The following is a 24,587-nucleotide window of genomic DNA, read 5'->3' as shown; positions in this document are numbered from 1 at the left end:
TCCGAGCCCGGAGAGACGATGGTGCGCAAACCCCAAGAATCCGCAGGCCCCTCGCAGCGCCAGCAGCGCGTGGCCGAACTCGTGCGGCACGCCCTCGCCGAGGTGCTGAGCCGCGGCGACATCCAGGACCCGGTGCTGAGCCAGCACGTGATCACGGTGCCGGAGGTCCGCATGTCGCCGGACCTCAAGCTCGCCACCGCCTACATCATGCCGCTGGGCGGTCAGGACGAGCGCCCGGTGATCGAGGCGCTGGAGCGCAACAAGAAGGTGCTGCGCCAGGAGGTGGCCCGCCGGGTGGCGCTGAAATTCGCCCCTGATCTGCGCTTCCGCCGCGACGAGACCTTCGACGAAGCGGCGCGCATCGACGCGCTCCTGCGCAGCGACAAGGTCCAGCGCGACCTCGGGTCCGAGCCGGACACCGAGGAGTAGGACATCGCCCGGCGCGCCGAACCCGCGCCCGGCTGACGACTTGAACAAGCAGGATCGGCACGGACCAACGCGGGCGGCACGTCCCGCGGCGACCGCCGTTCGAGAACGGACACAGGATGACGATGCACGAGGACCAGCCCGCAGAGCCGGCGCCGCAGGCGACCCGCCCCGCCCGCGAAGGCCGTGACGGAGCCCCGCGTCAGGACGGTCAGCGCCAGGACCGGCCGCGCGGCCGCGGCCGCCCGCCGGGCGACCGGCCCAAGCGCCGCGAGATCAGCGGCTGGGTGATCCTCGACAAGGGCGTCGGCATGACCTCGACTCACGCGGTCGCGGCGGTCAAGCGCGCGCTCAACGCCAAGAAGGCCGGCCACGCCGGCACCCTCGACCCGCTCGCCTCCGGCATCCTGCCGATCGCGCTCGGCGAGGCGACCAAGACCGTTCCCTTCGTGATGGACGGCCGCAAGGCCTACGTCTTCTCGGTCACCTGGGGCGTCGAGACCGACACCGACGATGCGGAAGGGCGCCCGGTCGCGACCTCCGACGATCGTCCGACGCAAGGGGAGGTCGAGGCGATGCTGCCGCGCTTCGTCGGCGCGATCGAGCAGGTGCCGCCGCGCTACTCGGCGATCAAGATCCAGGGCGAGCGCGCCTACGACCTCGCCCGCGACGGCGAGGTGGTCGAGCTGGTCGCCCGCCCGGTGCAGATCGACCGTCTGGCGATCGTCGCCCACACGCCCGAGCGCACCGTGATCGAGGCGGAGTGCGGCAAGGGCACCTACGTGCGGGCCATCGCCCGCGACCTCGGCCGGGCGCTCGGCTGCTACGGCCACGTCTCGGCCCTGCGCCGCACCCGCGTCGGCCCCTTCGCCGAGGACCAGTCCTGCACCATCGGCGCGCTTGAGGCCGCCGAGGCCGAGGCGAACGCGGCTTTGCTCCGCCCGGTCGAGACGGCGCTCGACGCCGTACCGCACGTGCCGGTCTCCCGCGACATGGCGGTGCGGCTGATGCGCGGCCAGCCGGTGATCCTGCGCGGCCGCGACGCGCCGACCGAGGGCAAGGCCTACGCGACCTGCGGCGGCGTGCTGGTGGCGGTCGGCGACGTCGAGCGCGGCGAGTTGGTGCCGCACCGGGTGTTCCACCTCGGCGGCACCGCCCCGCGCAACGGCTAGAAGAGGGCAGGGCAATGACCGAGGGGCTCGAGGGCGATCCGCGGGTGCTGTGGAGCGAGGACGTGCTGCGCTACCGCGACACGGACGCCAACGGCCACGTCAACAACGCGGTCTTCGCCGCCTTCTGCGAGAGCGGACGGGTGCAGTTCTTCGGGACGCACCTGACCCCGCTGCTCACCCCCGACACCTTCTTCGTCATCGCCCGTTTCGTCATCGATTACCGGGCGGAGCTGCACTATCCGGGCCGGGTCCGCACCGCGACCTGGCTCGCCCGCGCGGGCCGCACCTCGCTGAGCTTCCGCCACCGGATCCTGACCGGCGACGACGTCGCCGGGGAGGCCGAATCGATCTGCGTGCTGCTGTCGAAGGATACGCGGCGGCCGACGCCGCTCGGGGCGGCGGGGGAGGTCGCGGCGCGGCTGGTGGTCGAGGCGGCGGCGGGCTGAGGGTTCGGACCCGGCCGTTCCACATCGCTGTTGCGGCCACACCAAAAATCCTGATCTCCTTGCGGAACCAGAACGGCCGCGCGAGAGAGGCGGCCGGTCCCAACGCCGACCGAGGGGTTCCATGGTTTCTCGTACGCGCGCCTCACGCCGCCGCCTGCTGGCGGGCGTCCTCTTCGCCGCGCTCGCGGTTCCGGGGCTCGCCGGCAGCGCCCTGGCGGCGGCGCGCACCGACCTCGTCCTCGGCATGCCGGTGGAGCCCCCGGGCCTCGATCCGACCAGCGCCGCCCCGACGGTGATCGGCCAGGTGGTGTGGCAGAACGTGTTCGAGGGTCTGACCCGGGTCGACCGCGACGGCAAGGTGCAGCCGCAGCTCGCCAAGAGCTGGACGGTGTCGCCCGACGGCCTGACCTACACCTTCGTGCTCCAGACCGGGGTGACGTTCCACAACGGCGAGCCCTTCAACGCCGAGACGGCGAAGTTTTCCCTCGACGCGATCCGGGCGCCGGGCTCGGTCAACCCGCAGAAGGCGCTCTACGCGGCTATCGCCGACGTGAAGGCGCCGGACCCGGCAACCCTGGTCCTGACCCTGTCGAAGCCCTCCGGCAACCTGCTGTTCTGGCTCGGCCTGCCGGCGGCGGTGATGGTCGAGCCGAAATCGCGCGACGGCCTCAAGAGCCATCCGGTCGGCACCGGGCCGTTCCGCTTCGCCTCCTGGCGCAAGGGTGACCGGGTCGAGCTGACCCGCAGCCCCGACCACTGGGATGCCGCCCGCAAGGTCCATCTCGACAAGGTGACCTTCCGCTTCATCGGCGATCCCCAGGCTGCCGCCGCGGCGCTCCGCGCCGGCGACGTCGACGCCTTCCCGCTGCTGCCGGCGCCGGAACTCTACGCCGCCTTCCAGAAGGACAAGGCGTTCACGGCGGAGCCGGGGCTGACCGAGATGAAGGTCGTGGCCGGCATGAACAACGCCGCGAAGCCTTTCAGCGACAAGCGCGTGCGCCAGGCGCTGATGATGGCGGTCGACCGCAAGCTCCTGATCGAGGGCGCCTATTCCGGCTACGGCGCGCCGATCGGCAGCCACTACACGCCGAACGATCCGGGCTACAAGGACCTGACGGGCGTCTACCCCTACGACCCGAAGAAGGCGAAGGCGCTCCTCGCCGAGGCCGGTTACGCCAAGGGCCTGACCTTCACCTTCAAGTCGCCGCAGATGGCCTACGCCACGCGCACCGCCGAGATCCTGCAGGCGATGTTCTCCGAGGTCGGTGTCACGATGACCATCGTCCCGACCGAGTTCCCGGCCAAGTGGGTGCAGGAGGTGATGCGCGACCGCAGCTTCGACATGACGGTCATCGCCCATGCCGAGCCGATGGACATCGCGATCTACTCCAACGATCCGTACTATTTCGGCTACAAGAACCCGGCCTTCAACACCGCGGTGACGGAGGCCGCGCAGGCCACCGACGAGGCGACGCGGCTCAAGCGCTACGGCGAGGCGCAGGAGATCCTCGCCGAGGACGTCCCGGCCCTGTTCCTGTTCGTGCTGCCGAAGCTCAGCGTGTGGAAGGCCAAGCTGACCGGCTACTGGAAGAACGAGCCGGTGCCGTCGAACGACCTGACCGAGGTGCGGTGGACGGAGTAGGGGCCCTCTCTGTCGGACGTGATTCACGCAACGGATGCGCGCATCGCCTCTCCCCGCGGGCGGCAAGGTTGTCCGGGGAGAAGAAGGGGGCGGGCTTTTCCCTCCCCCCTCTGCGGGAGAGGCGCGCGCGACGCTTCAGGATATGGCGCCCGCCATGAAGCACGCGACTTCTCGGTAGCGGCGTCCCCTCTCCCGGCCCCCTGCGGGGCCCACCCTCCCCCGCAGAGGGGGAGGGGAAACCCGCGCCGCATCGTCGGAGACGGCTTCTCTCGAACGTGAGTCCGAACAACTGCAAAGGCTCCGATGCTCGAATTCGCTCCATGCTGAGGCACCTCGCCCGCCGCGCCGCCGGCTTCGCCGTCACCTTCCTGCTGATCTCGGTCCTGGTCTTCTGCATGATGGAGATCGTGCCCGGGGACCCGGCCTCGGCGATGCTCGGCACCTCGGCGACTTCTGAGACCCTGGCGGCGCTGCGCGCCCAGATGGGCCTCGATGCGCCGGCTCTCGTCCGTTACCTGCGCTGGCTCGGCGGGCTCGCGAGCGGCAATCTCGGCGTGTCCTACACCTACGGCGTGCCGGTGGGCGGGTTGATCCTCGAGCGGCTGGCGGTGACGCTGCCGCTCACGGGTTTGGCGGTGCTCCTCGCCGTCGGCATCGCGCTCCCGCTCGGCGTCACCGCGGCGTCGCGACCGGGCGGCGTGGCGGACGGGGTCGCCACCCTCTACGCGCAGGCCGGGATCGCGGTGCCGAATTTCTGGATCGGGCTCCTGCTCATCATGGTGGTGGCGCTCGGCCTCGGGTGGCTGCCGGCCGGGGGCTTCCCGGGCTGGGGCGAGCCCGTGGCGGCGTTCCGCGCCCTGCTGCTGCCGGCGCTCGCGCTCGCCATCCCGCAATCGGCGGTGCTGACCCGGGTGACGCGGGCCTCGGTGGTCGAGGTGATGAACGAGGATTTCGTCCGCACCGCCCGGGCCAAGGGCGCCTCGGTCTCCCGCGCCCTGTGGCGCCACGCGGTGCCGAACGCGCTGGTGCCGGTCATCACCATGCTGGGCCTGCAGATCTCGTTCCTGATCGGCGGCGCGGTCCTGGTCGAGAACGTGTTCACCCTGCCCGGCATGGGCCGCCTCGCCTGGCAGGCCCTGGCGCAGCGCGACCTGATCGTGATCCAGAACGTCGTGATGGTGTTCGCCACCATCGTCATCGTGGTCAATCTCGGGGTCGACCTGCTCTACACCGTGGTCGATCCCCGCCTGAGGAGGCGCGCATGACGGCGCTGGCCCTGAGGCTCCGGCGCGGCTGGCGGCCCGGCAGCGCTGCGCTCCTTGTCGGCGGCGTCCTGACGGCGTGCCTCGTCGGCATCGCGCTCACCTCCCTGGTCTGGACTCCCGAGGACCCGACCCGGATGCGCATCCTCCAGAAGCTGCGAGGCCCGCTGGTCTCGGGGTGGCTCGGCACCGACCATCTCGGGCGCGACGTCGCCTCGATGCTGATGCGCGGCGCCTTCAACTCCCTCACCACCGCCTTCGCGGCGGTGGGCTTAGGCGCGGTGCTCGGCACGCTCGCTGGCGTCGCGGCGGCCGCGGGCCCGACGTTCGACGCGATGCTGATGCGGATCTGCGACGCGCTGTTCGCCCTGCCGCCGATCCTGTCGGCGATCATGCTCGGCGCGCTGCTCGGCCCGGGGGCGCTGACCGCCATCGTCGCCATCGGGGTGTTCATGATCCCGGTCTTCGCCCGGGTCACCCGCGGCGCGGCGATGCAGATCTGGGCCCGGGAGTACATCATGGCCGCCCGCATGGCCGGGAAGGGCACGGCGCGGATCACCCTGGAGCATGTCCTGCCCAACATCGCCGGCCAGGTCATCGTCCAGGTCACGATCCAGCTCGCCATGGCGATCCTGACCGAGGCGGGCCTGAGCTTCCTCGGCCTCGGCCTGCCGCCGCCCGCCCCGACCTGGGGGCGGATGCTCGCCGAATCGCAGACCTACCTCACCCAGGCGCCTCACCTCGCGCTCGCCCCCGGCCTCGCCATCGCGGCCGCGGTGCTCGGCCTCAACCTCCTCGGCGACGGGCTCGCCGCCCGCCTCGATCCGCGCCGCCGGCAGGCCTCCTGATGCTCGCGATCCGCAACCTTTCCGTCGCCTTCCCGGGACCGGAGGGCCCGGTCCGCGTCGTCGACGACGTCTCGGTCGAGGTCGGGCGCGGCGAGAGTCTCGGCATCGTCGGCGAATCGGGCTCCGGCAAGTCGATGCTGTCGCTCGCGACCATTGGGCTGCTGCCGAAGAGCGCCCGCACCTCCGGCGGGATCCTGCTCGAGGGCCGCAACATTCTCACGATGGGCGAGAAGGAGCTGTGCGGTTTACGCGGCCGGCGCATCGGCATGATCTTCCAGGAGCCGATGACGGCGCTCAACCCCGCCATGACGGCGGGCCAGCAGATCGCGGAAGGGATCCGCCTGCACCACGGAACCGGCCGCGCCGAGGCTCGGGCCGAGGCGTTGCGCCTCCTCGACCGGGTGCGAATCCCCGATCCGGCCCGGCGCATCGACAGCTACCCGCACGAGATGTCCGGCGGCCAGCGCCAGCGCGTCGGCATCGCGATCGCGCTGGCCCTGAAGCCCGACCTGCTGATCGCCGACGAGCCGACCACGGCCCTCGACGTGACGGTACAGAAGGAGATCCTCGACATCCTCGACGAGCTGGTGGCCGATCTCGGCCTGTCCCTGATCCTGATCAGCCACGATCTCGGGGTAATCGCCCGCAGCACCGACCGGACCCTGGTGATGTGCCGCGGCCGGGCGGTGGAGGACGGGCCGACCGAGGCGGTGCTGCGCAACCCCACGGCGCAGTACACGCGCGACCTGATCGCGGCGCTGCCGCGCCGGGCCAGGGCGGGCTTGGGCGAGCCGGGTCTGGGTGAGGAAGCCCGCCTCGCCGCAGGGGGCACCCCGTGACCGCGCTCCTGGAGATCGAGAACCTGACCCGCGACTACGCCCTGCGGGGCAAGGGCGGCGCCGCGCGGTCCTTGCGCGCCGTCGACGATGTGAGCCTCGACGTCGAGGCCGGCAGCATCGTCGCGGTGGTGGGCGAATCCGGCTGCGGCAAGTCCACGCTCGCCCGCATCGTCATGGCCCTCGACCGGCCGACCGGCGGCACGGTGCGGCTCGGCGGCGACGATCTCTTCGCGCTCACGCCCAAGGCGCTGGCGCGCAAGCGCCGCGACTTCCAGATGGTCTTCCAGGACCCCTACGGCTCGCTCAACCCGCGCCACTCGGTCGGCCGCATCGTCGCCGAGCCGCTCCACCTCCTCGACGACGCGCCCCGGGGCCGGGAGCGCGCCGCCCTGGTCGCCCGGGCGCTGGAGGATGTCGGACTGCCCGGCAGCGCCGCGGAGCGCTTTCCCCACGAATTCTCCGGCGGCCAGCGCCAGCGCATCGCCATCGCGCGGGCACTCATCACCCACCCGAAGCTCCTCGTCGCCGACGAGGCGGTCTCGGCCCTCGACCTGTCGATCCAGGCCCAGATCCTGCGCCTGATCCTGTCCCTGCGTGACCGGCACGGCCTGACCGTGCTGTTCATCACCCACAATCTCGGCGTCGTCGACGAGATCGCCGACCGGGTCGGGGTGATGCAGGCCGGGCGCCTGGTCGAGACCGGGCCGGTGCGCGAGGTGCTGGACCACCCGCGCGAGGATTACACCCGTACGCTGCTCGCGGCCGAGCCGACCCTGGCTGTGCTGGGGCAGAGGCGGCGGCGAGCGTGAGAGGGGGAACGGCGGCACCCTGTTGGCGCCATGTCGTCGGCGCATGGCGGCTCCTCCGCCGCGCCGCTTGCTGCACGGGGTGCAGTGTGTGAAAACGATTTCACGCACCGCGGCGATGGCGTCGCGGCGGTGCTGCCCTTCTTGGGCGTTTCCTCCCTAGACTTCGGGCCGCCTCGCAAGGGCGGCCTTTTTTCTGTCCCGTCTCGGGCCGCGAGGATTACTCTGTGCCGTGTGCCGGCCACCGCGCTTGGCAGCGGCCCGTGGGTGGACCGCGCGGGGGCGCGGTCCCGGGCAGCACCGGGCGTCTGGGCGGGATCCAGCGATTCCCACCCGTCCGCCGCCGCGCGTTCGTCAGCGCATGGTCGGCATCACGAACTCGGCGCCGGCACGGATGCCGGTGGGCCAGCGGGTCGTGATGGTCTTCAGCCGGGTGTAGAAGCGCACGCCCTCCGGCCCGTGCATGTGGTGGTCGCCGAACAGCGATGCCTTCCAGCCGCCGAAGGAGTGGAACGCCATCGGCACCGGGATCGGCACGTTGATGCCGACCATCCCGACCTGGATCTGGTGCGCGAATTCCCGCGCCGCGTCGCCGTCCCGGGTGAAGATCGCCGTGCCGTTGCCGAATTCGTGCTCGTTGATCATCCGCGCGGCCGTCTCGTAATCGGCTGCGCGCGCCACCGCGAGCACCGGCCCGAAGATCTCCTCCTTGTAGATCGTCATCTCGGGCGTCACCCGGTCGAACAAGGTGCCGCCGACGAAGTAGCCGTTCTCGTAGCCCTGGAGCGTCAGCCCGCGCCCGTCGACCACCAGTTCGGCGCCCTCGGCGACGCCGCGGTCGATGTAGCCTTTCACCTTGTCACGGTGTTGCGCGGTGACGAGGGGGCCCATCTCGGCCTCCGGGTCGGTGCCGGGGCCGACCTTGAGGGCACGCACCTTCGGCACCAGCTTCTCGATCAGCCGGTCGGCGGTCTCCTCGCCGATCGGCACCGCCACCGAGATCGCCATGCAGCGCTCGCCGGCCGAGCCGTAGGCCGCGCCCATCAGGGCGTCGACCGCCTGATCCATGTCGGCATCGGGCATCACCACCATGTGGTTCTTGGCCCCGCCGAGGCATTGCGCCCGCTTCCCCGTCCGCGCCGCGGTCTCGTAGATGTATTTCGCGATCGGCGTCGAGCCGACGAAGGACACGGCCGAGATGTCGGGGTGGTGGAGGAGGGCGTCCACCGCCTCCTTGTCGCCCTGCACCACCGTGAACACGCCGTCGGGCAGCCCGGCTTCCTTCAGCCACTCGGCCATGACGAGGGCGGCGGAGGGGTCGCGCTCGGAGGGCTTGAGCACGAAGCAGTTGCCGCAGGCGAGCGCGACGGGGAACATCCACATCGGTACCATGGCGGGGAAGTTGAACGGCGTGATGCCGGCCACGACGCCGAGCGGCTGGCGCAGGGAGTGGCTGTCGACGCGGGTGCCGACATTCTCGGTGATCTCGCCCTTGAGGAGCTGCGGCGCGCCGGTGGCGAACTCGACCACCTCCATGCCGCGCTGGATCTCGCCCTTGGCGTCGGACAGGACCTTGCCGTGCTCGGCGGTGATCACCGCGGCGAGCTCGTCGATCCGCTCCTCCAGGAGGCGCAGGAACTTGTTGAGGATGCGGGCGCGGCGCAAGGGCGGCGTGGCGGCCCAGGCCGGGAAGGCGGCGCGGGCGGCAGCCACCGCGGCGCCGACCTCCTCGGCGCTCGCCAGCGCGACCTCTGCCGATTGCTCGCCGGTGGCCGGGTTGAAGACCGGCGTGGTGCGGCCCGAGCGGCCCGCAACCTGGCTGCCGCCGACGAAGTGTCCGATGGTGTGCATGGTGACTTTGATTTTCCAGTTTTCGGTGGAGCCGAGTTTTTTGCCCCACGTTCCATCGTCATTCCGGGGCTCGCCGCAGGCGAGAGCCCGGCATCCAGCGCCGCAGGATCGTCAGGATTGAGCGAAATGCACTCCGCTTCGTCCTGAACCATCAGCGGATCTGGATTCCGGGTTCCGCTGCGCGGCCCCGGAACGACCAGGAGGGTGGAAGGACCGTCGATCGGGTCCAGGTGATCGTCACGCCGCCCGGCGCAGCGCCTCGCGCAGCATCGAGGCCATCGTGTCGATGTGCTCGGCTTGCGCGATCAGCGGCGGCGAGAGGGCGATGATGTCGCCGGTGACGCGGATCAGGAGGCCCTTCTCGAAGCAGTCGGTGAAGACGTCGTAGGCCCGCGCCCCCGGCGCCCCGGCCCGGGGCTCCAGCTCGATGCCGGCGATGAGGCCGATGGTGCGGATGTCGATCACGTGCGGGCAGTCGCGAAGTCCGTGCATGACCTCGTGCCACTGCGCCTGGACCTGGGTCGTGCGGGTGAGCAGGTCCTCCTCGGCGTAGATCTCCAGGGTGGCGAGGCCGGCGGCGCAGGCGACCGGGTGGCCCGAATAGGTGTAGCCGTGGAACAGCTCGATCGCGCCCTCCGGCCCATGCATCAGCGCGTCGTGCACGGCACGCGACGCGAAGACCGCGCCCATCGGGATCGTGCCGTTGGTAAGCCCCTTCGCGGTGGTGACGAGGTCGGGCGTCACGCCGAAATAGTCGGTGGCGAAGGGCGCGCCGAGGCGGCCGAAGCCGGTGATGACCTCGTCGAAGATCAAGAGGATGCCGTGGCGGGTCGCGATCTCGCGCAGGCGCTCGAGATAGCCCTTCGGCGGCACCAGCACGCCGGTCGAGCCGGCCACCGGCTCGACGATCACCGCCGCGATCGTCTCGGCGCCGTGGAGCGCCACCAGCCGCTCGAGGTCGTCGGCGAGATCGGCACCGTGCTCGGGCTGGCCCTGCACGAAGGCGTTGCGGGAAAGATCGTGGGTGTGGCGCAGGTGATCGACGCCCGGCAGCAGCGGGAACATCCGGCGGTTGTTGACCAGCCCGCCGACCGAGATGCCGCCGAAGCCGACGCCGTGATAGCCGCGCTCGCGCCCGATCACCCGGGTCCGGGTGCCCTGGCCGATGGCGCGCTGGTAGGCGAGCGCGATCTTGAGCGCGGTATCGACCGATTCCGAGCCGGATCCGGTGAAGAACACCCGGTCGAGGGCGCCGCCCGGGGCGATCGCCGCCAGGCGCTCGGCGAACTCGAAGGCGATCGGGTGGCCCATCTGGAACGAGGGCGCGTAATCGAGGGTGGCGAGCTGGCGCTCGACGGCCTCCGCGATGCGGCGGCGGCCGTGGCCGGCATTGACGCACCACAGGCCGGCGGTGCCGTCGAGCACCGTGCGGCCGTCATCCGCCGTGTAGTGCATGCCCTCGGCCGCGACGAGCAGGCGCGGCGCGGCCTTGAACTGGCGGTTGGCCGTGAACGGCATCCAGTAGGCGTCGAGGCTCGGGCGGTTGAGGCGCGGCGGATGGGCGTTCATCGTGGAGTCCTTCTGGGGCGCGGCGGCCGCCAGACAAGACCGTTCCGGCAAGGGCAACAAGTCCTTTTCTGCTCACCTGCAACCCTTTGAAAAGCCTTGCGGCCAGGATAAGCTGTTGCCTGATCCGCAACAGCCTCAACAGGGGAGCCGGCGTGACCAACGACGAGGTGGGCGCGCGCCTGCGCCACGTGCGCATCCTGCACGGCCTGTCGCAGCGGGCGCTGGCCAAGCGCGCCGGGGTGGTGAACTCCACGATCTCGCTCATCGAATCGGGCCAGACCAACCCGTCGGTCGGCGCCCTCAAGCGCATCCTCGACGCGGTGCCGATCGGGCTCGCCGAGTTCTTCTCCCTGACGCCGGAGCGGTCCGAGAAGGCGTTCTACGCCAGCGAGGAGCTGGTCGAGATCGGCAAGGGCCGGATCTCCTACCGGCAGGTCGGCGACACCTTGTTCGGCCGCGCCCTGCAACTGCTCAAGGAGCGCTACGAGCCCGGGTCCGACACCGGCCGCGTGCCGCTGGTCCATGACGGCGAGGAGGGCGGCATCGTGCTCTCGGGCAGGCTCGAAGTGACGGTGGACGACGAGCGCCGGGTGCTCGGGCCGGGCGACGCCTACTACTTCTCCAGCCGCCGGCCGCACCGCTTCCGCTGCATCGGCCCGATTCCGTGCGAGGTGGTGAGCGCCTGCACGCCGCCGACCTTCTGATGCCCTTGCCAATCCAAGATCGTATACAATATGCGTTCGAGTGAGCCGGTGGAGTTGAGAGCATGGCCGTGACGGCGCGCGCCCGCGGAGCCCGATCCGTCCCCGGAAGCCTCGGCCACCGGACCGTCTCGGCGGCGGTTGCCGAGGCCCTGCGCCAGCGCATCCTCTCGGGCGCCCTGGCGCCGGGCTTCCAGCTGCGCCAGGACGCCCTGGCGGAGGAGTTCGGCATCAGCCGGATCCCGATCCGGGAGGCTCTGCTCCAGCTCGAGGCTGGCGGCCTCGTCAAGATCGTGCCGCATCGTGGTGCCGTGGTCTCCGGGCTCTCGGTCGAGGAGATCGAGGACGTCTTCCAGCTCCGCGTCTCCCTCGAGCCGCAATTGCTGATCCTCTCGGCCCGCCACCTGACGCCGGACGATTTTTCCGAGCTGCGCGCCTTGCGCGACGAGTACAGCGCGGCGCTGAAGGCCGGCCAAGTCGAGCATTGGGGCGAGCTGAACCGGCGCTTCCACCTCGGCCTGCTGCGCCATGCCGGCCGGCCGCGCTCGCTCGCGATCGTCGCCGGCCTGCTCCAGGATTGCGACCGCCCGACCCGCCTCCAGCTCTCCGTCTCCGGCGACGTCGCCCGCGCCGACATGGAGCACACCACGATCCTCGATTTGTGCGAGGCGGGGGAGGTTGTGGCGGCAGCGAACCTGTTGCGGATCCATGTCGAGCATGCCGGGCACTCGCTGGTGGAGATCTACCGCAAGTCGGCGGCGGCGGAGTAAAGATTATCCGCGGATGATCCCGGTCGGCAGCTTCGAATAAATCGACGATTGTCCAACCCTCTCCGTCATCCCGGGTTCAGCTGCGCGGCCCCGGGATGACGCGGGGCGTGTAATACGACGTCCGCTCGATCGATCTCGAAAAGATAGACCGCGGGATCCCCTCTCCCACACGCGAGAGGGGAGCCGCGCTCCATCCTGAATGCCGATCAGTCAAGCGGAAGCCGTACGAAATCCGCATCCGGTCGAACAGACCGCCGCAAGGTCGCTTGACGTTGCCGAATATTTTATACAATCTACGAATCAGGTGATGCGAAGGACCGCGCCGTGCCCGACACCGCACTCGAGACCAGGGGGCTCACCAAGGCGTTCGGCGGCTTCCGGGCGGTGCGGGGGCTCGACCTGAAGGTCCGGCGCCACGCGATCCACGCGCTGATCGGCCCGAACGGCGCCGGCAAGACCACGGTGTTCAACCTGCTCACCAAGGTCCACGTGCCGACCGAGGGTCAGATCCTATACGAAGGTGCGGACATCACGCGGGAGGCCTCGGCAGCCATCGCCCGGCGCGGGCTGGTGCGCTCGTTCCAGATCTCGGCGATCTTCCCGAACCTCTCGGTGCGCGACAACGTCCGGGTCGCGCTGCAGCGGCGGCTCGGCACGCAGTTCCAGTTCTGGCGCTCCGGCCGCACGCTCACGGTGCTCGACGAGGAGGCGATGCGGCTGCTGGCCGAGGTCGGCCTGGCGGAGGCCGCCGACGCCCGCGCCGCCGATCTCTCCTATGGCCGCAAGCGCACGCTGGAGATCGCCACCACGCTCGCCCTCGACCCGCCCTTTCTCCTCCTCGACGAGCCGACGCAGGGGATGGCGATCGAGGATGTCGACCGCATCAAGCGGCTGATCCGGCGCATTGCCCGGGGGCGCACCATCCTGATGGTGGAGCACAACATGTCGGTGGTGGCCGACCTCTGCGACACGATCACGGTGCTCCAGCGCGGCGAGATCCTGGCCGAGGGTCCCTACGCCGCCGTCTCGACTGATCCGGCGGTGCGCGCCGCCTATCTCGGGGGCGGGCATGCCTGAGACCGTCCTCGAGACGCGCGGCCTCCAGGCCTGGTACGGCGAGAGCCACGTGCTCCACGGCATCGACCTCACGGTGCGCGAGGGCGAGTGCGTGACGCTGATCGGCCGTAACGGCGCCGGGCGCACCACGACCCTGCGGGCGATCCTCGGGCTGACCGACCGGCGCGCCGGCTCGGTGCGGGTGCGCGGGCAGGAGGCGATCCGGCTGCCGCCCCACCGCATCGCCCGCCTCGGCCTCGGCTACTGCCCGGAGGAGCGCGGCGTCTACCGCACGCTCACCACCCGCGAGAACCTGACCCTGCTGCCGCGCCTCGGCGAGGGCGGCCTGCCGCTCGACGAGGTGCTGGCGCTGTTCCCGAACCTCGCCGAGCGCGCGGACAGCTATGGCGGCCGATTGTCGGGCGGAGAGCAGCAGATGCTGGCCCTCGGGCGCATCCTCACCACCGGCGCCCGCATCCTCCTCCTCGACGAGATCACCGAGGGGCTGGCGCCGGTCATCGTCGAGGCTTTGGGCCGTGCCGTGGCGCTCCTGAAGGGCCGCGGCTTCACCATCGTCCTGGTCGAGCAGAACTTCCACTTCGCCCGTCACCTCGCCGACCGCCACTACGTGGTCGAGCACGGCCGCATCGCCGCGGAGATCGCGGCGCACGAGGTCGCGGCGCGGGAGGAGGAGGTCGGCCGGCTGCTCGGGGTCTGACCCGACACAGCGTTGCGCGTCTATCGAGCGATCATCACGGAGGCGGGAATCATGCGGTCGCGTGTCATCGGGTGCGCCCTCGGGCTCACGCTCGCGGGTCTGACATCGGGGGCTCTCGCCGCCGACACGATCAGCGACGGGGTGGTGAAGGTCGGCATCCTCAACGACCTGTCGGGGATCTATTCCGACTTCACCGGCCGCGGCTCGGCGGTGGCGGCGCAGATCGCCATCGACGAGATGGGGGCCAAGGTGCTGGGCGCACCCGTCGAGCTCGTCGCCGCCGACCACCAGAACAAGCCCGACATCGCCGCGAACCTCGCCCGCGAGTGGTTCGACCAGGGCAAGGTCGACATGATCGCCGACTTCCCGACCTCCTCGACGGCTCTGGCCGTCATGGAGATCGCCAAGCAGAAGAACCGGGTGACGATGCTCTCGGCGGGCGTCGCCATGGCGGCGATCACCGACAAGTGCTCGCCCTTGAGCGCGCAATGGATGGTCAACACCTACGCGCTCGCCGCCGGCACCGCCAAGGCGCTGCTGAAGGCCGGGCGTAAGAGCTGGTACTTCGTCACCGCCGACTACACCTTCGGCCACTCGCTGGAGAAGGACGCCGCCGCGGTGGTCGAGGCCGAGGGCGGCAAGGTGCTGGGCGTCTCGCGCCATCCGTTCCCGGGCGGCGACTTCTCGTCCTACATGCTGAAGGCGCAGAGCACCGGTGCCCAGGTGATCGCGCTGGCGAATGCCGGCAGCGACACCATCAACGCCGTCAAGCAGGCCGCCGAATACGGCATCGGCCGCACCGACAAGCAGGTGATCGCGCCGCTCCTCACCTACATCACCGACGTGAAGAGCCTCGGCCTCGCCAAGGCTCAGGACATGTACCTGACCGAGGCGTTCTACTGGGATTACGACGACCGCTCGCGCGCCTTCGCCGAAAAATATTTTTCCAAGATGAAGCGGATGCCGAGCGCCTCGCAGGCTGCCGTCTACTCGGCGGTGCTGAGCTACCTGAAGGCGATCGAGGCGGCGGGCACCGACGAGGCCGGTGCGGTTATGAAGCAGCTGCGCGCGATGACCATCGACGACGCGGTGATCCGCAACGGAAAGCTTCGCGCCGACGGGGCGCTGGTGCACGACCTGCTGCTGCTCCAGGTGAAGAAGCCGGCGGAGTCGAAGCGCGACTGGGATTTCTACCACGTCAAGGCGGTGCTCAAGGGCGACGACGTCTACCCGAAGCCGAGCGACGCCTGCCCGCTCAACGCGAAGGGGTGACGCAACGCCCCGAGCCCTCCCCCGCAGAGGGGGGGGAGGGGAGAACCCTGAACCGTCCCGTCAGTCCTTCCTCGGTGCCCCCATGTCGGACATCACCCTCCAGGCCTTCATGGCCCAGCTCACCATCGGGCTGATCGGCGGCTGCTTCTACGCCATGCTGAGCATGGGGCTGGCGATCATCTTCAGGCTGCTCAACATCATCAACTTCACCCACGGGGCGCAGTTCATGATGGCGGCGTTCCTGGCCTGGATCGGGCTGACCCAGGTGGGGCCCTGGCTCGGACAGCCGGACCTCCAGGTGAATTTCTGGCTCGCCCTGGTCCTGGCCCCGGCCCTGGTCGCGGTGTTCGGGATGGCGATCGAGCGCACGCTGCTGCGCCGGCTCTACCACCTCGACCACCTCTACGGCCTGCTCCTCACCTTCGGCGTCGCCCTGGTGATGGAGGGCGGCTTTCGCTATGTCTTCGGCGTCTCCGGCCAGGGCTACGAGCCGCCGGAGGTCCTGCAAGGCCCGGTCGATGTCGGCTTCATGCTGCTGCCGAAATACCGGGTCTTCGTGGTCGCCGCCTCGCTGCTGATCTGCCTGTCCACTTGGTATCTGTTCGAGCGCACCAAGCTCGGCGCCTACCTGCGGGCCGGCACCGAGAATCCGCGCCTGCTCCAGGCCTTCGGCATCAACGTGCCGGTGATGATCACCCTGACCTACGGGTTCGGGGTGGCGCTCGCCGGCATCGCCGGGGTGCTGGCCGCCCCCATCATGCAGATCACCCCGCTGATGGGCGGGAGCCTGCTCAACATCGTCTTCGCCGTGGTGGTGATCGGCGGCCTCGGCTCGATCCTGGGCGCCATGCTGACGGGGCTCGGTCTCGGGCTGATCGAGGGCCTGACCAAGGTCGTCTACCCGGAGGCCTCGACCGTGGTGGTGTTCGTGATCATGGCCCTGGCGCTGCTGCTGCGCCCGGCCGGGCTGTTCGGGCGCGAGGCGTGAGATGAGCAACAAGACCCTGTTCGCCGCCCTCGTCGCGCTGCTCGTCCTGGTGCCGCTGGTGCCGGGGCTGATCTACCCGATCTTCGTCATGAAGGTGATGGCCTACGGGCTGTTCGCCTGCGCGTTCAACTTGCTTCTCGGCTTCACCGGCCTCGTCTCCTTCGCCCATGCCGCCTTCCTCGGCACCGCGGGCTACGTCACCGGCGCGCTGATGATCCGGTTCGGCGCCCATCCCCTCGGGGTGCCGGCGGCCTTCGCGGCGGGCGTGGCGGCGGCCGCGCTCGTCGGCTTCGCCATCGGCGGCCTGGCGATCCGGCGGCGCGGCATCTACTTCGCGATGATCACGCTCGCCTTGTCGCAGATCGTCTACTTCCTGGCGGTGCAGTTCCGCTGGACCGGCGGCGAGGACGGGCTCCAGGGCATCCCGCGCGGCACGCTGCTCGGCCTCGTCGACCTCTCCAGCGACACCGCGATGTACTACGTCGCGCTGGCCCTGTTCGCGGCGGGCTTCCTGTTCATCGACCGGGTGGTGCACTCGCCCTTCGGCCAGATCCTCCAGGCGGTGCGCGACAACGAGGCGAGGGCGGTGTCGCTCGGCTACGACGCCGCCCGCTTCCAGCTCCTCGCCTTCGTGCTCTCGGCGGCGCTCGCCGGCTATGCCGGCGCCCTCAAGGCCCTGGTCTTCGGCCTCGTCTCGCTCAACGACGTGTCGCTGCACACCTCGACCGAGGTGGTGCTGATGACGCTGCTCGGCGGCGTCGGCACCCTGTTCGGGCCGCTCGTCGGCGCCGCCCTGGTGGTCGGGTTGCAGAACTACCTCGCGACGATCGGGGACCTCGTCACGGTGGTGATCGGCCTGATCTTCATCCTCTGCGTCTCGTTCTTCCGCCGCGGCGTCGTCGGCGAGTGGCTGCACTGGCGCCACCGCCGCGCCGCCCGGGCGGCGCGGCCCCTGCCCGAACCGGAGCACCCCCCGGTCGCCGAGGCGGCCTGACTCGTCCAACCCGAAGAAAACCCTCAGGAGACAGACCCATGTGGACAGGCGTCCTTCCCGCCGTCACCACCAAGTTCACCGCCGACGGCGCCCTCGACCACGCCGAGATGGAGCGCTGCTTCGCCCTCCAGATGCAGGCCGGCTGCGACGGCCTCATCGTCTGCGGCTCGCTCGGCGAGGGCCCGATGCTGTCGCCCGACGAGCGCCTCGCGGTCCTGAAGACCGCGCAGTCGGTCGCCGGCGCCAAGCCCGTCCTGCTCACCGTCTCGGAGGCCGGCACCCGTGAGGCCTGCGCGCTCGCCGCCGGGGCCGCCAAGGCCGGCGCCGCCGGCCTGATGGTGGTGCCGAGCCCGATCTACCACACCGACGAGGACGAGACCGTCGCGACCCTGAGCGCCGTCGCCGCGGCCGGCGACCTGCCGGTGATGATCTACTCGAACCGCGTCGCCTACCGAGTCGACGTGACGCCCCGCATCATGGAGCGGCTGGCCGGCGACGCGCGCTTCGTCGCCATCAAGGAATCCTCCGACGACATCCGCCGCACCACCGAGATCATCAACCATTTCGGCGACCGCTTCGCGGTGCTGACCGGCGTCGACAACCTCGCCTTCGAGGCGCTCAGCGTCGGTGCGGTCGGCTGGGTCGCGGGCCTGGTCGTCGCCTTCCCGGAGGAGACCGTGGCGATCTACCGGCTGATGAAGGCCGGGCGCACCGCCGAGGCGCTCGAGATCTACCGCTGGTTCCGCCCGCTCCTCGATCTCGACGTCTCGACCTTCCTGGTCCAGAACATCAAGCTCGCCGAAGCTCTGGCGATCGGCTCGACCGAGCATGTCCGCATGCCGCGCAAGCCCCTCTCGGGCGAGCGCCGGGCGGCGGTCGAGGCGATCGTGCGCACGGCGCTGGAGCGCCGCCCGACCCTGAAACGCGCCGCGTAAGGGAGCCGCCTTGCCCCGCGAGGTCGCCATCGTCGGGGCCGGCATCGTCGGCCTCGCCTGCGCCCACCACCTGCTCGCCGAGGGCTGGCGGGTGCGGCTGATCGAGCGCGGCGGCGTCGCCGAGGGGGCGAGCTTCGGCAATGCCGGGGCGCTCGCCTTCACCGACGTGCTGCCGCTCGCCTCGCCGGGCATCCTGCGCAAGGCGCCCGCCTGGGTCCTCGATCCCCTCGGGCCGCTGGCGCTGCCGCCGGCCTACCTGCCGCGGATCGCCCCCTGGCTCGTGCGCTTCTGGCGCGCCAGCCTGCCCGACCGCCACCGGCACGCGACGGTGGTGCAGGCCGCCCTGATGCAGCTCGCCGCGCAGGCGATGGCGGCGATGACGCAGGCCGCCGGCCTGACCGGGCGGCTTCGCCACGACGGCAACCTCGAACTCTACGAGAGCGAGGCGGAACTGATCGCTTCTGAACCCGGCTGGGCCGCGCGGGCGCGGGAGGGCATCGCCTTCGAGCATGTCCGCGGCGCCCGCCTCGCCGAACTCCAGCCCGGCCTGTCGCCGCGGCTCGTCGCTGGAACCTTCACGCCGAACTGGATGACGGTGGACGATCCCCACCGCTTCGCCTTGGCGCTCCACGCCGACGTGACGGCGAAGGGCGCCGCGCTCACGCGGGCTGAGGTGAGGGATATCGCGCCTGCGGACGAGGGCGTGCGCCTGACGCTGGCCGACGGAACGGCGCTCAGGACGGAAGCCTGCGTGCTCGCCGCCGGCGCCTGGTCGCGGGAGCTGGCCCGCCGCCTCGGCGACCGGGTGCCCCTCGACACCGAGCGCGGCTACAACACCACGCTCCCGCCCGGCGCCTTCGACTTGCGCCGCCAGCTCACCTTCGGCGGCCACGGCTTCGTGGTGACGCCGCTCGCCACGGGCCTGCGGGTCGGCGGCGCCGTCGAGTTCGGCGGCCTCCACCGCCCACCCAACTTCGCCCGCGCCGACGCGATGCTGCGCAAGGCCGCCGCCTTCCTGCCGGGGTTGCGGACGGAGGGCGGCCGGCAATGGATGGGATTCAGGCCCTCGCTCCCCGACAGCCTGCCGGTGATCGGCCTGTCGCGGGCGAGCCCCCGGGTGATCTACGCCTTCGGCCACGGGCATCTCGGGCTGACGCAGAGCGCCGGGACGGGGCGGATCGTGGCCGATCTGCTGGCGGGGCGAGAGCCCGCGGTGGCGGTGGAGGCGTTGCGGGCGGGGCGGTTCGGGTGAGCCACACCCGTAAGGCTCGCACCTGAACCTCACCTCTGCGCAGGGCGGTCCGGGGACAAATCGGCCATGCCCAGGGACGTTGTGCCGCCGCGAATGGTCCCGATGAGACCACGTGCCGTCACACCGGCCGCATCGACCCGCCCGGCGCGCCCATCCCGACATGCCGGCTGCGCAGCCGAAACGCCAGGATCAGCATGAACACCCCGAAGGCGATGGCGTAGCCGCCCATCCAATAGGTGAGGACCAGGAGCGACAGGACCGGGCTGGCGATGAGCGCGACCGCGAAGAGGACGGAGAGCGCACCGCCGAGCCCCAGCCACCAGCGGCCGTGGTCGAGATGGAGCCGGAAGGCGGCGGCGATCATCAGGGCGCCGGTCACGAGAGCCCAGGCGGCGATGAGGTAGATGAAGGCGAGAAGCGTGCTGCCCGGCATCAGGAAGGCCAGCACGCCGACCAGGATGTTGAGCACGCCGGCCGCGAGCAGGTAGCCCCAGCGCTCGTGCCGCTCCGCCGCCCGCACCGCCGCCACGATCTCGGCGATGCCGTCGACCAGCATGTAGGCCGAGAAGAAGATCACCAGGGTCAGCAGCGTGGCGCCGGGCGCGATCAGCGCGATGATCCCGAACAGGATCGCGAACACGCCGCGCAGCGCGATCAGCCACCAGTTGCGGGCGAGCACCGCGCTCATCGCGGAGAGGCGCGCGAGCGGGTCGGGCGCGGCGCCGTAAGGAGACGCGCCGCCCGGCGTGGCATTCGGCATCGATGGACCAGTACTCATCCCAGCATCCTCCAGGACGACGCGCATGGACGACACGCATGGGGGTGTCGTGAAAGGCCCCGCTTTTACTGGCTCAACGTCCACCGAGCGTAGCCGTTCCCTGGATCGTCGATTTCGGATTCCTGCGGACGGCGTTGGGCCGCGTTTCATCCCGGCAAGGCCGGGGGTTTTTTGCCGCATTGCGGAACCTGCGCCTTCGCCCCGGCGTCTTCCAGGCCGAGGCGGGCGCCTTGCCCGGTCGGCTCCCCGACCGTCGCGTGGAATTCACGACATGCTGGACGATCAGTCGCGGGCGGAGGCCCCGGTGGGGCGGGACGCGCCGGCGCCCGTCGTGGTGCGGGACGGCGAGGCGCAGGTCGCGAACACGCGCGCGCTCCGCGAGAATACCCGCGCCCTGCGCGAGCACACGCCCCAGGACGAGGCCGCGGGGAAGGAGGCCGACGGCAACGCGTCGGAGGATCGGGGCGACGAGGGCCAAGGTGAGTCGGGCAAGCGGAAGAAGCCGAGCCTGATCCGGCGTCATCCGCTCTGGTTCGTCCTCGGCGCGGTCCTGCTGCTGCTGGCGGGTGCGGCGGGGTACTGGTACTGGCTCGCCTTCGTCCATCCCTACGAGAGCACCGACGACGCCTTCGTCGATGCGCGCCAGTTCGCGGTCTCGCCGAAGGTGTCGGGCTACATCACCGCCGTGCCGGTGACCGACAACCAGCACGTCGAGACCGGCGCAGTGCTGTTCCAGATCGACAAGCGCGACTACGAGGTCGCCCTGCAGCAGGCGCAGGCGCAGATCCAGTCGGCCCAGGCTCAGATCCAGGGCTTCGAGGCCCAGATCCAGGCGCAGCAGGGCAGCATCCAGGAGGCCAGGGCTCAGGTCGAGCAGGCCAAGGCGGCACTGCAATTCGCCAAGCAGGACGCCGCCCGCTACCAGGATCTCGCCCAGCGCGGCGCCGGCTCCGTGCAGCAATCGCAGCAATCGACCTCGAACCTGCAGCAGCAGCAGGCGAATTTCGATCGCGCCAACGCCGCCGTGACGGTGGCGCAGCGCCAGATCGGCTCGCTCCAGGCGCAGAAGGCCGGCGCCGAGGCGAGCCTCGCCCAGGCCCGCGCGCAGGAGGCGCAGGCGCGGCTGAACCTCGAATACACTACCGTCACGACCGCCCAGCCGGGCCGGGTGGTGCGTCTCACCGGCGCGGTCGGGCAGTTCGCGCAGGCGGGCCAGGCGCTCAGCATGTTCGTGCCGGACGACATCTGGGTCACGGCGAACTTCAAGGAGACCCAGATCACCGACATGCGCCCCGGCCAGCCGGTGGATGTCGAGATCGACGCCTATCCGGACCACACGATCACCGGCCAGGTCGATTCGGTGCAGCCGGGCTCCGGCACCGCCTTCAGCCTGCTGCCGGCGGAGAACGCCACCGGCAACTACGTCAAGGTGGTGCAGCGCGTGCCGGTGAAGATCACGGTCCAGAACTGGCCGCAGGACGTCTCGATCGGTCCCGGCCTGTCGATCGTGCCGACGGTGCGGGTGCGCTAGGCATCGCCCGATGAGCGCCGCAAGCCCTGCGAAGAGCCCTGCCGACAGCGCCGCCGGCGACCACAACCCCTGGATCATCGCCATGGTGGTGGCGATCGCCACCTTCATGGAGGTGCTCGACACCACCATCGCCAACGTGGCCCTGCGCTACATCTCAGGGGGACTGGCGGTCGGTCCCGACGAGGCGGCCTGGGTGGTGACGAGCTACCTCGTCGCCAACGCGATCGTGCTCACCGCCTCGAGCTTCCTCGCCAAGCGCTACGGGCGAAAAGCCTTCTTCATGGCGGCGATCGCGCTGTTCACCGTCTCCTCGGTGCTGTGCGGCTTCGCCTGGAGTCTCGAATCGCTGCTGTTCTTCCGGGTGCTGCAGGGGCTCGGCGGCGGCGGCATGGCGCCGCTGGCGCAGTCGATCCTGGCCGATTCCTTCCCGCCGGAGAAGCGCGGCCAGGCCTTCGCCCTCTACGGCGTCGCCATCGTGGTGGCGCCGGTCGTCGGGCCGACCCTCGGCGGCTGGCTCTCCGACCAGTATTCCTGGCACTGGTGCTTCCTCATCAACGCGCCGGTCGGCGTGATCGCCCTGTTCCTGATCTGGTGGCTGGTGCAGGACCCGAAATCGGCGATCGAGGAGAGGAAGCGCCTGCGCCGCGAGGGCGTGCGCTTCGACATCGTCGGTTTCATCCTGGTGGCGACCTTCCTCGGCTCGCTCGAGGTCGTCCTCGACGAGGGCCAGCGCAAGGACTGGTTCGGCTCGAACCTGATCGTGGTCTTCGCCTGTCTGACGGTCCTGTCCTTCGTGGCGATGATCCCGTGGGAGCTGAACCACAAGAACCCGGTCATCGACCTGCGCCTGCTCGGCCAGCGCCAGTTCGGCTCGTGCTTCCTGGTGATGCTCGCCACCGGCGCCATCCTGATCGCCACGACGCAGTTCCTGCCGCAGCTCCTCCAGGATTATTTCGGCTACACCGCCACCTGGGCCGGCCTGGCGCTCTCGCCCGGCGGCGTCGTCACCTGCCTGATGATGTTCGTGATCGGCCGCGTGTCCGGATACGTCCAACCCAAGTACCTGATCGCCACGGGCGCCACCATCATCGCCTTCGCGATGGTTGATCTGACCAACCTCTACGGCGATCTCAACTTCGGCTTCTTCGTCTGGTCGCGGATCTATATCGGCATCGGCCTGCCGATGATCTTCCTCTCGATCACCGCCGCCTCCTACGAGGGGATCACCAAGGACCAGACCGACCAGGCCTCGGCCTTGATCAACGTCGCCCGCAACGTCGGCGGCTCGATGGGCGTGTCGCTGGCCCAGAACATCCTGGCCTACCGGCAGCAATTCCACACCAGCCGCCTCGTCGAGCACGTCGTGCCCTCGGAGCCGGCCTACCAGGAGACCCTGCGCGCCGCGACTCAGTTCTTCGCGACCCGCGGTGCCAGCACGGTCGACGCCCAGAACCAGGCCGTCGCCTGGATCGGCCAGCAGGTCCAGACCCAGTCCGCCTTCCTGGCCTATATCGACGTGTTCTGGGCGCTCGCCCTGGTCTCGGCCTGCGCGGTGCCGCTGGCGATGATCCTCAAGAACGTGAAGCGCGGCGGCGAGGCGCCGGTGGGCGGGCATTGAGGGCGCGGGTAGGACAGATCGGGTCGTTCGTCGAACAGGTATCGAGAGTTGGCACCCACCGGATCGAAGCTCGTCGTCTACGCTGCCCTCGCCGGCAACCTCGCCATCGCCGTCACCAAGCTCGCGGCGGCCTCCTATACCGGCTCCGGGGCGATGTTCACCGAGGCGGTGCATTCCTTCGTCGATACCGGCAACCAGGGCCTGCTGCTCTACGGGATGCGGCGCGCCGCCCGGCCGGCCGACGACAGCCACAATTTCGGGCACGGGCTCGAGCTGTATTTCTGGTCCTTCGTCGTCGCGCTGCTGATCTTCACGCTGGGGGGCGCCTACGCGGTCTACGAGGGCATCGAGAAGCTGCGCCACCCCGAGCCGATGACGGCGCCGTGGATCAATGTCGGGGTGATCGCGCTCTCGGGTGTCTTCGAGGGGCTGTCGTTCCGCACCGCCCGGCGGGAGATGCGAGCCCGCTTCGCCCGCGAATCGCTCTGGACGGCGGTCACCCGCAGCAAGGATCCGAGCACCTTCGCGATCATCCTGGAGGATGGGGCAGCGTTGATCGGCCTAGGCCTCGCCCTCGTCGGTGTGGTCGCGAGCGGCTTCCTCGGCTGGCCTCAGGGAGACGGTGTCGCCTCGGTGGCGATCGGATGCCTGCTCATCGCCACTGCCGGCGTGCTGTTTCGCGAGACCCGCAGCCTGCTCACCGGAGAGAGCGCCTCGCCGCGGGTGATCGAGCAGGCGCGGGCGATCCTTGCCGCCGATCCCCGGGTGGTGCGGATCGAGCGGATGCGCAGCCTGCAGCTCGGCCCGGGCACAGTGCTGCTCGCCGTCACCCTCGACCTCGCCCCCGACCTCACCGGCGATGGCCTGCGCCGCGCGACCGCGGACTTGCGCGCCGCGATCCGTCACGGCCTGCCGGGTGTCGCCCACCTCTATTTCCAGCTGCCGGTGCGGGAGCACGACGGCGCGGGTGGCGCGAGAAATCCGTTAAAAAATCTTGAATGAGCCGGAACCGGCCGGCGCATCCCGTGTTATCGCAGTGTCAGAGGCGACGGGTCGTCCTTCCCGTGCGCTTTGCCCCCATGGCCGCTTCGCTCAAAATGAGGCCCCGGGGGA

Annotated in this window: 23 protein-coding genes; 20 read left to right on the top strand and 3 right to left on the bottom strand. The window is 70.4% G+C overall.

From position 1 onward, the window contains the following. Positions 1–21: 21 nt before the first annotated feature. The 8 genes from rbfA (at position 22) to MFF64_RS24760 (ending at position 7,444) form a co-directional block, all read left to right on the top strand. Positions 22–429, top strand: a complete 408-nt coding sequence (gene rbfA / locus MFF64_RS24795) for a 30S ribosome-binding factor RbfA (protein WP_425324424.1) — start codon at positions 22–24, stop codon at positions 427–429. 122 nt (positions 430–551) lie between these two features. Then, complete coding sequence (gene truB / locus MFF64_RS24790) at positions 552–1,598, top strand: tRNA pseudouridine(55) synthase TruB (RefSeq protein WP_099908449.1); 1,047 nt, start codon at positions 552–554, stop codon at positions 1,596–1,598. A 14-nt stretch (positions 1,599–1,612) separates the two neighbouring features. After that, complete coding sequence (locus MFF64_RS24785; RefSeq protein ID WP_099908436.1) at positions 1,613–2,044, top strand: acyl-CoA thioesterase; 432 nt, start codon at positions 1,613–1,615, stop codon at positions 2,042–2,044. A 121-nt stretch (positions 2,045–2,165) separates the two neighbouring features. Beyond that, positions 2,166–3,686, top strand: coding sequence for an ABC transporter substrate-binding protein (locus tag MFF64_RS24780; protein ID WP_099908434.1), 1,521 nt, complete (start codon positions 2,166–2,168; stop codon positions 3,684–3,686). 320 nt (positions 3,687–4,006) lie between these two features. After that, a complete protein-coding gene (locus MFF64_RS24775; protein WP_099908433.1) occupies positions 4,007–4,951 on the top strand; it encodes an ABC transporter permease in 945 nt (314 codons plus the stop codon). Next, positions 4,948–5,796, top strand: coding sequence for an ABC transporter permease (locus tag MFF64_RS24770; protein WP_099908431.1), 849 nt, complete (start codon positions 4,948–4,950; stop codon positions 5,794–5,796). Before MFF64_RS24775 ends, MFF64_RS24770 begins: the two co-directional genes overlap by 4 nt. Further along, a complete protein-coding gene (locus MFF64_RS24765) occupies positions 5,796–6,635 on the top strand; it encodes an ABC transporter ATP-binding protein (protein ID WP_207768261.1) in 840 nt (279 codons plus the stop codon). The genes MFF64_RS24770 and MFF64_RS24765 overlap by 1 nt, the downstream gene beginning before the upstream one ends. Then, on the top strand, positions 6,632–7,444 hold the full coding sequence (locus tag MFF64_RS24760; RefSeq protein ID WP_273557173.1) for an ATP-binding cassette domain-containing protein: 813 nt from the start codon (positions 6,632–6,634) through the stop codon (positions 7,442–7,444). The genes MFF64_RS24765 and MFF64_RS24760 overlap by 4 nt, the downstream gene beginning before the upstream one ends. A 351-nt stretch (positions 7,445–7,795) precedes the next feature. Here MFF64_RS24760 and MFF64_RS24755 read toward each other — a convergent pair whose 3' ends face one another. Beyond that, on the bottom strand, positions 7,796–9,292 hold the full coding sequence (locus tag MFF64_RS24755) for a CoA-acylating methylmalonate-semialdehyde dehydrogenase (RefSeq protein WP_238192694.1): 1,497 nt from the start codon (positions 9,290–9,292) through the stop codon (positions 7,796–7,798). 237 nt (positions 9,293–9,529) lie between these two features. Next, on the bottom strand, positions 9,530–10,861 hold the full coding sequence (gene aptA / locus MFF64_RS24750; protein WP_099899570.1) for an omega-aminotransferase AptA: 1,332 nt from the start codon (positions 10,859–10,861) through the stop codon (positions 9,530–9,532). A gap of 152 nt (positions 10,862–11,013) precedes the next feature. On the opposite strand from aptA, the gene MFF64_RS24745 reads away from it, so the two are divergent. The 9 genes from MFF64_RS24745 (at position 11,014) to MFF64_RS24705 (ending at position 19,547) form a co-directional block, all read left to right on the top strand. Further along, positions 11,014–11,565: a cupin domain-containing protein gene (locus MFF64_RS24745; protein ID WP_099899568.1), complete on the top strand. Its 552-nt coding sequence runs from the start codon at positions 11,014–11,016 to the stop codon at positions 11,563–11,565. A 62-nt stretch (positions 11,566–11,627) separates the two neighbouring features. Then, on the top strand, positions 11,628–12,332 hold the full coding sequence (locus MFF64_RS24740) for a GntR family transcriptional regulator (RefSeq protein ID WP_099899565.1): 705 nt from the start codon (positions 11,628–11,630) through the stop codon (positions 12,330–12,332). A gap of 324 nt (positions 12,333–12,656) precedes the next feature. Further along, positions 12,657–13,409 (top strand): ABC transporter ATP-binding protein, encoded by a 753-nt coding sequence (locus tag MFF64_RS24735; protein ID WP_099899563.1) that lies wholly within the window; start codon positions 12,657–12,659, stop codon positions 13,407–13,409. After that, positions 13,402–14,106, top strand: coding sequence for an ABC transporter ATP-binding protein (locus tag MFF64_RS24730; protein ID WP_099899561.1), 705 nt, complete (start codon positions 13,402–13,404; stop codon positions 14,104–14,106). The genes MFF64_RS24735 and MFF64_RS24730 overlap by 8 nt, the downstream gene beginning before the upstream one ends. 51 nt (positions 14,107–14,157) lie before the next feature. Further along, positions 14,158–15,378, top strand: coding sequence for an ABC transporter substrate-binding protein (locus MFF64_RS24725; protein ID WP_099899572.1), 1,221 nt, complete (start codon positions 14,158–14,160; stop codon positions 15,376–15,378). Between the two features lie 82 nt (positions 15,379–15,460). Continuing rightward, positions 15,461–16,366 (top strand): branched-chain amino acid ABC transporter permease, encoded by a 906-nt coding sequence (locus tag MFF64_RS24720; protein ID WP_099899559.1) that lies wholly within the window; start codon positions 15,461–15,463, stop codon positions 16,364–16,366. 1 nt (position 16,367) lies between these two features. Continuing rightward, the gene (locus MFF64_RS24715; protein WP_099899557.1) at positions 16,368–17,360 is read left to right on the top strand and encodes a branched-chain amino acid ABC transporter permease; all 993 of its coding nucleotides are present in this window, start codon (positions 16,368–16,370) and stop codon (positions 17,358–17,360) included. Between the two features lie 38 nt (positions 17,361–17,398). Continuing rightward, positions 17,399–18,295, top strand: coding sequence for a dihydrodipicolinate synthase family protein (locus MFF64_RS24710; protein WP_099899555.1), 897 nt, complete (start codon positions 17,399–17,401; stop codon positions 18,293–18,295). Between the two features lie 10 nt (positions 18,296–18,305). Further along, the gene (locus MFF64_RS24705; protein ID WP_238192693.1) at positions 18,306–19,547 is read left to right on the top strand and encodes an NAD(P)/FAD-dependent oxidoreductase; all 1,242 of its coding nucleotides are present in this window, start codon (positions 18,306–18,308) and stop codon (positions 19,545–19,547) included. A gap of 118 nt (positions 19,548–19,665) precedes the next feature. On the opposite strand, the gene MFF64_RS24700 is transcribed toward MFF64_RS24705, so the two are convergent. Continuing rightward, positions 19,666–20,325, bottom strand: a complete 660-nt coding sequence (locus MFF64_RS24700) for an HdeD family acid-resistance protein (protein ID WP_099900811.1) — start codon at positions 20,323–20,325, stop codon at positions 19,666–19,668. 271 nt (positions 20,326–20,596) lie between these two features. Between MFF64_RS24700 and MFF64_RS24695 the strand changes: the two genes are divergently transcribed. From MFF64_RS24695 to MFF64_RS24685, 3 genes are read left to right on the top strand one after another with little or no spacing between them, the layout of a single operon-like run. Continuing rightward, the gene (locus MFF64_RS24695; protein ID WP_238192692.1) at positions 20,597–21,856 is read left to right on the top strand and encodes an HlyD family secretion protein; all 1,260 of its coding nucleotides are present in this window, start codon (positions 20,597–20,599) and stop codon (positions 21,854–21,856) included. A 10-nt stretch (positions 21,857–21,866) separates the two neighbouring features. Beyond that, positions 21,867–23,474: a DHA2 family efflux MFS transporter permease subunit gene (locus tag MFF64_RS24690; protein ID WP_099907777.1), complete on the top strand. Its 1,608-nt coding sequence runs from the start codon at positions 21,867–21,869 to the stop codon at positions 23,472–23,474. 48 nt (positions 23,475–23,522) lie between these two features. After that, on the top strand, positions 23,523–24,476 hold the full coding sequence (locus MFF64_RS24685; protein ID WP_099907779.1) for a cation diffusion facilitator family transporter: 954 nt from the start codon (positions 23,523–23,525) through the stop codon (positions 24,474–24,476). Positions 24,477–24,587: the final 111 nt, after the last annotated feature.

The organism is Methylobacterium frigidaeris (assembly GCF_022179185.1).
Lineage (GTDB): Bacteria > Pseudomonadota > Alphaproteobacteria > Rhizobiales > Beijerinckiaceae > Methylobacterium > Methylobacterium frigidaeris.
The sequence above is the reverse complement of the archived record's forward strand: the minus strand, read 5'-3'. Positions and strand labels throughout refer to the sequence as shown.

Coding starts and splice junctions, on each gene's coding strand:
- truB (WP_099908449.1), top strand. CDS start 552: ATGCACGAGGACCAGCCCGCAGAGCCGGCGCCGCAGGCGACCCGCCCC.
- MFF64_RS24785 (WP_099908436.1), top strand. CDS start 1,613: ATGACCGAGGGGCTCGAGGGCGATCCGCGGGTGCTGTGGAGCGAGGAC.
- MFF64_RS24780 (WP_099908434.1), top strand. CDS start 2,166: ATGGTTTCTCGTACGCGCGCCTCACGCCGCCGCCTGCTGGCGGGCGTC.
- MFF64_RS24775 (WP_099908433.1), top strand. CDS start 4,007: ATGCTGAGGCACCTCGCCCGCCGCGCCGCCGGCTTCGCCGTCACCTTC.
- MFF64_RS24770 (WP_099908431.1), top strand. CDS start 4,948: ATGACGGCGCTGGCCCTGAGGCTCCGGCGCGGCTGGCGGCCCGGCAGC.
- MFF64_RS24765 (WP_207768261.1), top strand. CDS start 5,796: ATGCTCGCGATCCGCAACCTTTCCGTCGCCTTCCCGGGACCGGAGGGC.
- MFF64_RS24755 (WP_238192694.1), bottom strand. CDS start 9,292: ATGCACACCATCGGACACTTCGTCGGCGGCAGCCAGGTTGCGGGCCGC.
- aptA (WP_099899570.1), bottom strand. CDS start 10,861: ATGAACGCCCATCCGCCGCGCCTCAACCGCCCGAGCCTCGACGCCTAC.
- MFF64_RS24740 (WP_099899565.1), top strand. CDS start 11,628: ATGGCCGTGACGGCGCGCGCCCGCGGAGCCCGATCCGTCCCCGGAAGC.
- MFF64_RS24730 (WP_099899561.1), top strand. CDS start 13,402: ATGCCTGAGACCGTCCTCGAGACGCGCGGCCTCCAGGCCTGGTACGGC.
- MFF64_RS24725 (WP_099899572.1), top strand. CDS start 14,158: ATGCGGTCGCGTGTCATCGGGTGCGCCCTCGGGCTCACGCTCGCGGGT.
- MFF64_RS24720 (WP_099899559.1), top strand. CDS start 15,461: ATGTCGGACATCACCCTCCAGGCCTTCATGGCCCAGCTCACCATCGGG.
- MFF64_RS24715 (WP_099899557.1), top strand. CDS start 16,368: ATGAGCAACAAGACCCTGTTCGCCGCCCTCGTCGCGCTGCTCGTCCTG.
- MFF64_RS24710 (WP_099899555.1), top strand. CDS start 17,399: ATGTGGACAGGCGTCCTTCCCGCCGTCACCACCAAGTTCACCGCCGAC.
- MFF64_RS24700 (WP_099900811.1), bottom strand. CDS start 20,325: ATGAGTACTGGTCCATCGATGCCGAATGCCACGCCGGGCGGCGCGTCT.
- MFF64_RS24695 (WP_238192692.1), top strand. CDS start 20,597: ATGCTGGACGATCAGTCGCGGGCGGAGGCCCCGGTGGGGCGGGACGCG.
- MFF64_RS24690 (WP_099907777.1), top strand. CDS start 21,867: ATGAGCGCCGCAAGCCCTGCGAAGAGCCCTGCCGACAGCGCCGCCGGC.